Below are 8,202 nucleotides of genomic sequence, written 5' to 3'. Positions count from 1 at the left end.
GCATGTAACAAACCAGCAATAACTAAATCCACTGAAACCGAAAGATTTGCCAGAATACTTGCTGTTCCCACCAAATGTGAAATAAATGTTTTTCCAGATGAGCGAAATTGAGCCGTAAAAAGAGAAGTTGCTAATTCATAAGCTTGTGCTACTCTTTGACAATTATCCTCTGAATAATTTAAAAAATATAGCTGATTAAAAAGTTGTAAATTAGTTTGAGCGCAATTAATTTCTGATTTCATTTTTAAGTAATTTTTGATAAATTTGGCTAAATTTTTCTACCATTATCTCTTCTGTAAATTTAGTTAAAGCAACTTTTTGAGCCGCTTTGCCCATTTGTTCTATTAAATCAACATTACTTAATAATTTAATAAGAGCCGAAGATAAAGCCTTTCTATCTCCAACGGGGATTAATATTCCTGTGATTCCATCTTGGACTATCTCTTGTAATCCCCCTATTTTAGAGGCAATGACAGGAATTTCTCGAAGCATTGCTTCTGTGGCTACCATACCAAAAGGTTCTGCCCACAAAGAAGGTACAACTTGTACCCACACTTGATTAAATGTAGAACCTAATTTTTTTTGAGGAATATAACCTAACATTTCCACGGATGAATTTAAGTTTAATTCTTTGATTAAATTTTTTAAATTCTTATCTTCTGAACCACTACCAGCGATGATTAATTGAGCATTAGGAATTACTTTAACAACATCACTAAAAGCCTTTATTAATAAATCTACACCCTTTTCGGATACTAAACGCCCGGCAAAACCAACTAGAGGGATTGACGATAAATTTGATCGAGTTTCTTGTTTTGGAAATCCGTGATAAATTACGCTTGAAACTTTAATATTTTCCTTTTCAAAAGCTGTTTTGACATAATCACTATTAGCAACAATTAAATCAAAGACAAAATACCATGATCGTAATAGATTCATCTGTAACATTAAAGGTAAAAAATCTCTCAAAGGTAAACAGCTATTAACATAACAAGGTTTACCTGCTTTTACTTGACAAATGGAGTTATCAGGTAATCTTTTTGTGCCTAATGGACAAATTGAACGATACCAAACTACTTGTAGTAAACAAGGAATATTTTTTAGTAAAGGCAAAATGAGGGGAGAAAGTTGGGTTAAAAATAAAACTACATGAACTATATCGGGTTTAAATTCCTTTAAAACTTGACGTAAACGAAACCAAGCGAAAATATTAACTGTTTGAAGTAAAGTTCTAAACCTTGAAGTTGTACCAAAACAATAATAATCTGCTAAGGGTTTTTGTCCCGAAATTCGCACTGAACTTGAAAATAAGCGCACATCATGACCTTTTTGACGTAATAAATCTCTTAAAGTTAAGATGCTTATTGCAGCTCCTCCTGTGGGGGTAGCATAATCATTAATTAGTAAAATTTTCATGTATGCATATAAATCGAAGTTTGTAGTAAAAAAATGTAACGTCAAAAATTGAACGAAAACTGTTAGCCTTCTCAAGAAGAGTGCAAAGGGATTTATGACTCGAAACCATTATCTCAACGTGTAATTCATTACACGTCTAATAGATACCGTTCAATAAATTGAACTCAATTTCTACAAAAAATATCATGGTTTCTAATAATAATTGATTTTCTAATCAGAGAAAATGGCTAGATTTCTTCTTAATTATAGTTTTGAGTTAAATCAAAATTTGAGAATGAAAACGAGAAAGCTTAACAAATAGGGAATTATAAAGAAGAATGGTAAATTCTTTTTTGGAAACCGCCTAAATCGATCGCCACAATTTTTAACACACAAATTAATAACCAGATCCCTTACCCTAATAGTATCATAGGAATAATCAGAATAGAAAAGAATACACCCATTAAACTTAGCTTAACTTGATAAATAACTAAAATTAAAATACTAATAGATAAAGAAATTATTAAATTTATTGTCTGAACAATTATTTTTGTTATCACAATTACAATAATCTGACTATAGCAATACTAAATCAGTTGTGAAATATTTAAAGATAGGAAATAATGTTTTACCTATTATTCAACAAGGGGTTTAAACCCTTTGCCTTTAAATTTGTAGTCCTTATTTTGTCACGAATCATTTAGGATTGCTATATCAACTAATGATTAATTAATAAAATTTTTATAAATAATGATTATTTTTTAAACTTTGGATCATTTCGATTACAGCTTCTTCTAAGGAAAATTGCGGTACAAATCCTAATTCATTTTCAGCTTTGGTAGTGTCCAAAATTCGGGAAGTTAAAAACAATTCATAACGATGAGCTAAAGGCATTTCAATTTTGAAAGTTTGATGTAAAATTTGTGATATAGTTAATAATATTTCAAAAGGTAAAGTAAACTTATTTTCTTGGGGAAATTTAACTGCTAAATTCTCGGCAATCAAAGTAACAAATTCTCGTAAAGTTACGGGATTTTTTGAACCAATTAAATAACAATTTCCAATACTTGTCGGCACTTCTCCACAAAGTTGTAATCCTCTGACAGCGTCTTTAATATGAATTAGATTAAATTCATTATTACCTGATCCTAATAATTGAAAATTTTGAGTTGCGATCGCCTTTGTTAATCCTAACCAATTTAAACCATTTTTTCCTACCATACTGGTAAGACGGGCGATAACAACGGGCAATCCTTTTTCTTGATAATAAGAAAGTAAGACTTTTTCTCCGGCTAATTTAGTGCGACGATAAATAGTATTTGGATCAGTTGGACTTTGTTCATTAACCATGTTGCAAGAATTAATACCATAAACTCCAGCACTACTGGTATAAATAAACTTTTCGACTTTAGCTTCGATCGCTTTTTGGGCTAAATAATTAGTGGCTTCGACATTTGTTGTCCAAAAAGCTTGAGGGGAAGATTGAGAGCGTCCAGTTTTAGCCGCTAAATGATAAATTTGTTGACAATCATTAACAGCTTGATCGATTATTTTTCGATCGGTAATATCTCCTATTATCATTTGTATTTGTTCATTTTTGATAAGTTCAGGTTTTTGGGTAATAACTTTAACTTGGTAGCCACTTTTTAAAAGTTGTTCCGTTAAATTACCACCGACAAAACCTGTTCCACCCGTCACTAAAACTTTCATACTTAATGGGATTATTCTCTTTAAATTGAGGGCTAATAATTTCTTCTAAAATTCTTCCTTCCATATATTCAGGAATGCTTTGTCCTAATAAATACAGTAAAGTTGGAGCAAAATCAAGGACATTAATTTCTGACAACTGAGCATTAGAGTTAATATGTTTACCCGTTGCGAGTAAAAATCCTTTTCCTCGATGGTTCGTTTTTCGGCGAGGAGGTGCAGTAGCGGAAATTAAACCTAATTTGGGATGATAAAGTTGCTTGATTTCTTGATTTTCTACCCACTTAAACACAATATCAGGTAATTCCTCAATACTTTCTCCTTGAAGAAGTCGGGAAATATGATAAATTTCCTCAATAGCAGGTTTATTCGTATCAGGATTAATTAATAATTTAAGCTCGGCGATGATTTCTTCACAAAGGGAATTATACTCCTCTCCTCGTTCAACAATGCCGTATGGTTCTCGATTTTTGAGATTAATACCAATAAAACCTTGAAAATGAATGTTTAAGAAAAAAGCCCTTGTTTCTTGCCAATTAATACTTTCATTAAACTGGTGATTTTGTACTCGATCGTGTATTTTAGTTGGTATAAGGCGATCATTAATAAAACCTCTAATGTCTTTAGGGATTATATTTCTAAGTTTTTGACTCCATGAAGTTGCTAAAAATTTTTCCCAATTGGTTGTATTTGTTTTCTTAACTTGAGAAGGTGGTTTAACTTGCCAACCAAATTTTTCCATAATTTCAGACATAAGGTGATTAGCACCATAATAAGGACTAATGCCATGAACTGAAACCACGAAAATTGTGGCATCTTCACCCACATCCTTGAGAATTTCCTCACAACTTTGATCTAATTGATGATAAAGATTAGGTAAAGCAGATTGAAAATGTTTTGCTCTTTGAGCATTATACGCCCAATGTTGAGTATTATAATCATGATAAAAGAAATGATTGCCATAATGAATTTCCCCAAAAGAAGCTAAAAATAAATCATATTTATCTTGTTCAAATAGCCATTTTACAGCTTTAGTTTTTTGTTTCAAGTTAGAAAGTAATAAATTATAACGGCGTTTTTCTTGACTAATAAATTTAGGATTAATTATTTCTTTTGGTTGGTGATATTTACCAAAAAGCCTTGTAATTTCTTTTACTTTATCTTCAGGAATTGAACAAGTAGGAATCAGGGGATATTCTCCACCCCATCCTGTTATTTGTACACCATTAATATCCTCCAAAGGAAAAGTTTTAGGTAAATCAAAAACCGCTATTTTTTGCTCAGTTTGACAGAATTTATGCCAAAAAGGCAAGTATTTACAGTAAGATCGAGCATTCACTCTAATAATATTAGTAGTTCCTTTTTCTAACCTTTGAAAATTATAATAACCATGTTTACCCGGAGAAACTCCCGTATTAAAAGATGACCAAGGTGCATCAGAAAGAATACTAGCTAAAGAATTAACTTTTGTAAAAATTCCCTTTTGTTTTAAGGATTGTAAAAAAGGAAGTTTTTCTTCATCCAACCAAGTAGAAATTAAATCAGGATCTGCCGAATCTAAAGCAATTACAATAATCATTTTTCTTCTTAGATAAATATTTTTTTATTAACTTGATCATAGTTCATCATTAAATTTTGAGTCTGACACAACATTGTTCTAAATAAGGACTAATTCAAAGAAACTATGGGAAACAGAACCGAAGAAGTGGGAGAAAGTGGAAAAACTTTTGGATAAAATTAATTTATTGTTAGAAGATTAATTAATTATTAGTTTACCAAAGGAGCAATAGATATAGCGTTTATCTAAATAGTAAGGTACAGCTATTTTTTAATGGCAATGGTTATAAATGAAAACCCAACCAATGTAATATAGCCTAAGTTGAACACAATTAGCATCTTTGTCTAGCTATCTTAGAACACTTATACTTCAAAACCAAGCGATCGCACCTCAATTAATAATATAATAATGAATTATTTACGATATTGAAATCCCGACTTAAACCCTTTTCGTCCATCTACTAACTGAATACTATTTTCAATAGGTAAAGCGGAGCAGGGCAAATCGGCTCCCCAACACTTGATTTGAAAATCCGCAGGATAAGTATATTTTACGTCATTATTTTCTGCATTGATTAAGGGTAATTCAGGTAATTTAGCAGGAAAGAATAATCTACTATCTAAATTTTTTCCCCCTATCACAAATAAGCTAACTGTCAAAATTATAATCAAATATTCTTGACTAAACTGGTTAAATTTTCTCCAAATTTTGGTATTAAATAAATCTACTTTTAGAGAAAAATTAGCAAAAAATAAACTAATAGAAACTAAAAAATAACCAACTGCGAAACGAATTAGAGGAATAATCATCATCACAAAAGTTACTCCAAAAATACTTAAGAAAACTAACCAACTTTGAGTTAATTTTAATTTTATATTTTTTTGTTTAACAATTAAAATACTTAAAATAATAGATAAAAGATATAAACCAACCGTTATTTGAATTTTGAAAGAGGACTTAAACCAACTCCATCTTTTTTTGATTAAATTAATTATTGGGTTATATTTGGTTTTTTCTCTATCTATACCCGTAATATTAACATTTTCTTTTTTGATAGTTTCTGCCTTAATTCTCCAAGGTACATTTAAACACATTTTGCTTGAGGGATACATCGGACAACCAGATGTTTTAATGGCAAATAAACTATTTGGTAAAATTAATATAAATGTCAAGAAAATTATTATTAAAAAATGTTTTACATTAGGTCTATTTTGCCAAAAATAAAATAATATAATTGTGGCTAAAAAGGGAATAGCAGTTAACTTGATAGTAAAAGCACCAATACTTAAAATTACTGGAATTAAATGACTATTTAGTTTAAATTGCTTTGATGGTATATAAGAATGTTCATTAATTATTAGCATTGACCAAGAAGTAACACCAATTAGTAAAGAAACAGGAATATCATTAGAAAAGGAAACTAAGCTATTACCATGGAAATTATCAAAAATATAAAATGTCATAATTAGTATTATAAAAAAGCTAATAAATACATCAGCTATAGTTAAATTTTTGCTTTTTAATTTAGTGAAAATAATTAACAGATGCAGAAAAATAACTAACATTAAAAATCCATTACTAATGGCACTAATTTTTCCATTTTCCCAATCTAAAATTAAGGGTGCTGAAAAGGCAAACCAAGAAGAAGTAAAGCCGAATTTTGAATTAATTAAAGTCACCCCCCTGACACTACCAAATTCTGCTATCCAACGAATTGAGCCTAGATGATATAATCCTGTATCAAACCAGATAATTTGCTGAGTTGTAAAAAGTGCGATTGCACTGGCAATAATTAAACCTTTAATAAAATTTTGCAGTGAAATTAACTTTAATAATTGATTAAATTCAGCCCTTATTTTGGTAGAAAATAAAGCAATTAATACCCAAAATAAAGATAATATTGCCCCTGTCAAAGGAGATAATGGTACAAATAGAGCCAAAGTTATACAATTTAAACAAAGAATTACTATTCCTAACCAAATTGCGAGTATAGTGAGATCGTACCGATGAATCAATGGCGAAATATTACAGATATTTAAAATTAATAAACCAACGCAAAGACAGACAACAAGGAGAATTAACCAAATTATTAAAAATGAAATCATAAAAGTAACTATGATGATGAATAACAATAATTTACACCCTTTATCTATTTCTGTGATTATTCCCGTTTATCGGGGAGGTGACAACTTTTCTCAATGCCTAGAAAGTTTTAAAAATATTTCGGTGTTTCCTCTTGAAGTTATTGTTGTAGTTGATGGAGTTGATCTCGAATCTTACCAAATGGCGACAAAATTCACAGATAAAGTATTACAACTAGAGGAAAATCAGGGGCCAGCTACAGCCAGAAATAGAGGTGCAGACATAGCAAAAGGTGAGATTCTTTTTTTTATGGATGCCGATGTGACAATTCATCATGATACCTTGGCCAAAATCCTTCAAGTTTTTCAGGAGAATCCAGAAGTATCCGCTATAATTGGCTCTTATGATGATTCCCCTAGTGCGAGTAATTTTCTTTCTCAGTATAAAAATTTATTTCACCATTATAATCATCAGATTGGCTCACGGGAAGCATCTACCTTTTGGGGTGCTTGTGGAGCGATAAAAAGAGATATTTTTCTCAAAATTGGCGGTTTTAACCAACATTATCGCTTTCCCAGTGTAGAAGATATTGAGTTAGGGTATCGCTTAAAGAAAAAGGGCGATCCCGAAGGAATCGGCTACGCAGTACGCATCTTACTTTGTAAAGACATTTATGTCAAACACCTGAAAAAATGGACAATATATTCACTATTACGGGCAGATTTTTTTTATCGTGCTTTACCCTGGACAGAATTAATACATCAAAATTCAAGTTTCACTAATGATCTTAACTTAAAATATTCTAGCCGTATTAGTGTTATTTTGGTTTATCTTTTCTTAATATTATTAATCCCGATTTTTTGGTACAAACAGTTAATTTTTCTCAACATAGTTTTAATTGTAATCCTAACTATCTTAAATTTACCCGTTTATCGATTTTTTCAACAAAAGCGAGGTTTAATATTTACCCTTCAAGTATTGCCGTGGCATTGGTTCTATTATTTCTATAGTGGTTTAGGGTTTACTTTAGGTACTGCAAATTTTTGGCTAAAAAAATTAATTACTCAAATCAAATAATAGATATGAATAGTTTAAGTTAAAATTCTCAGTAAGTGACTTGACTTACTTTGGACAAATAACTATGAGATGGGAAGAAGTTTGCGAAGATAAACAATTACAAAATTTACCATTCAAAATTGAATTGAATAAATGGGGACAAATTGTTATGAGTCCAGTTAAGATTAAACATTCTTGACATACTCACCCGTTAAGCTGACGAACGGGCGATTCTGAACAGCCAATTACTTGACTGCTACTCCACTGAAACAAACGCGCGTTGTACAGGGTTGCTAGGCTCAACAACTAACGTCATTGATGTATCCTGATTTCTCAAATCTGAAATTTTCAGACTTAGCCGTAACTTTCTGATGTTCTACCAGTAGCTTGGATGGACTAATTCC

At 30.8% G+C, this 8,202-nt stretch carries 6 protein-coding genes; 1 reads left to right on the top strand and 5 read right to left on the bottom strand.

The window, feature by feature from the left end; translation table 11 throughout:
* From FWJ34_RS16235 to FWJ34_RS16215, 5 genes are all read right to left on the bottom strand, one after another.
* Positions 1-242, bottom strand: a 242-nt coding sequence (locus tag FWJ34_RS16235; RefSeq protein ID WP_308256389.1) for an HD domain-containing protein, incomplete at its 3' end; no start/stop codon positions are given.
* A complete protein-coding gene (locus FWJ34_RS16230) occupies positions 226-1,416 on the bottom strand; it encodes a glycosyltransferase family 4 protein (protein ID WP_308256388.1) in 1,191 nt (396 codons plus the stop codon). The genes FWJ34_RS16230 and FWJ34_RS16235, both read right to left, overlap by 17 nt.
* 720 nt (positions 1,417-2,136) lie before the next feature.
* Positions 2,137-3,105, bottom strand: a complete 969-nt coding sequence (locus tag FWJ34_RS16225) for an NAD-dependent epimerase/dehydratase family protein (RefSeq protein ID WP_308256387.1) — start codon at positions 3,103-3,105, stop codon at positions 2,137-2,139.
* The gene (locus FWJ34_RS16220) at positions 3,062-4,681 is read right to left on the bottom strand and encodes an alkaline phosphatase family protein (RefSeq protein WP_308256386.1); all 1,620 of its coding nucleotides are present in this window, start codon (positions 4,679-4,681) and stop codon (positions 3,062-3,064) included. Before FWJ34_RS16220 ends, FWJ34_RS16225 begins: the two co-directional genes overlap by 44 nt.
* A 392-nt stretch (positions 4,682-5,073) precedes the next feature.
* Positions 5,074-6,765, bottom strand: a complete 1,692-nt coding sequence (locus FWJ34_RS16215) for an LIC_10190 family membrane protein (RefSeq protein WP_308256385.1) — start codon at positions 6,763-6,765, stop codon at positions 5,074-5,076.
* 13 nt (positions 6,766-6,778) lie between these two features.
* Here FWJ34_RS16215 and FWJ34_RS16210 point away from each other — a divergent pair, with 13 nt between their 5' ends.
* Entirely contained in the window at positions 6,779-7,819 is a 1,041-nt protein-coding gene (locus FWJ34_RS16210; protein WP_308256384.1) for a glycosyltransferase family 2 protein, read from the top strand.
* Positions 7,820-8,202: the final 383 nt, after the last annotated feature.

This window comes from Geminocystis sp. GBBB08, from assembly GCF_016743215.1.
Taxonomy (GTDB): Bacteria; Cyanobacteriota; Cyanobacteriia; order Cyanobacteriales; family Cyanobacteriaceae; genus Geminocystis.
Note: the sequence above shows the minus strand (reverse complement) of the source record. Positions and strands in the feature narration are given on the sequence as shown.

Coding starts and splice junctions, on each gene's coding strand:
- FWJ34_RS16215 (WP_308256385.1), bottom strand. CDS start 6,765: ATGATTTCATTTTTAATAATTTGGTTAATTCTCCTTGTTGTCTGTCTT.
- FWJ34_RS16210 (WP_308256384.1), top strand. CDS start 6,779: ATGATGAATAACAATAATTTACACCCTTTATCTATTTCTGTGATTATT.
- FWJ34_RS16230 (WP_308256388.1), bottom strand. CDS start 1,416: ATGAAAATTTTACTAATTAATGATTATGCTACCCCCACAGGAGGAGCT.
- FWJ34_RS16225 (WP_308256387.1), bottom strand. CDS start 3,105: ATGAAAGTTTTAGTGACGGGTGGAACAGGTTTTGTCGGTGGTAATTTA.
- FWJ34_RS16220 (WP_308256386.1), bottom strand. CDS start 4,681: ATGATTATTGTAATTGCTTTAGATTCGGCAGATCCTGATTTAATTTCT.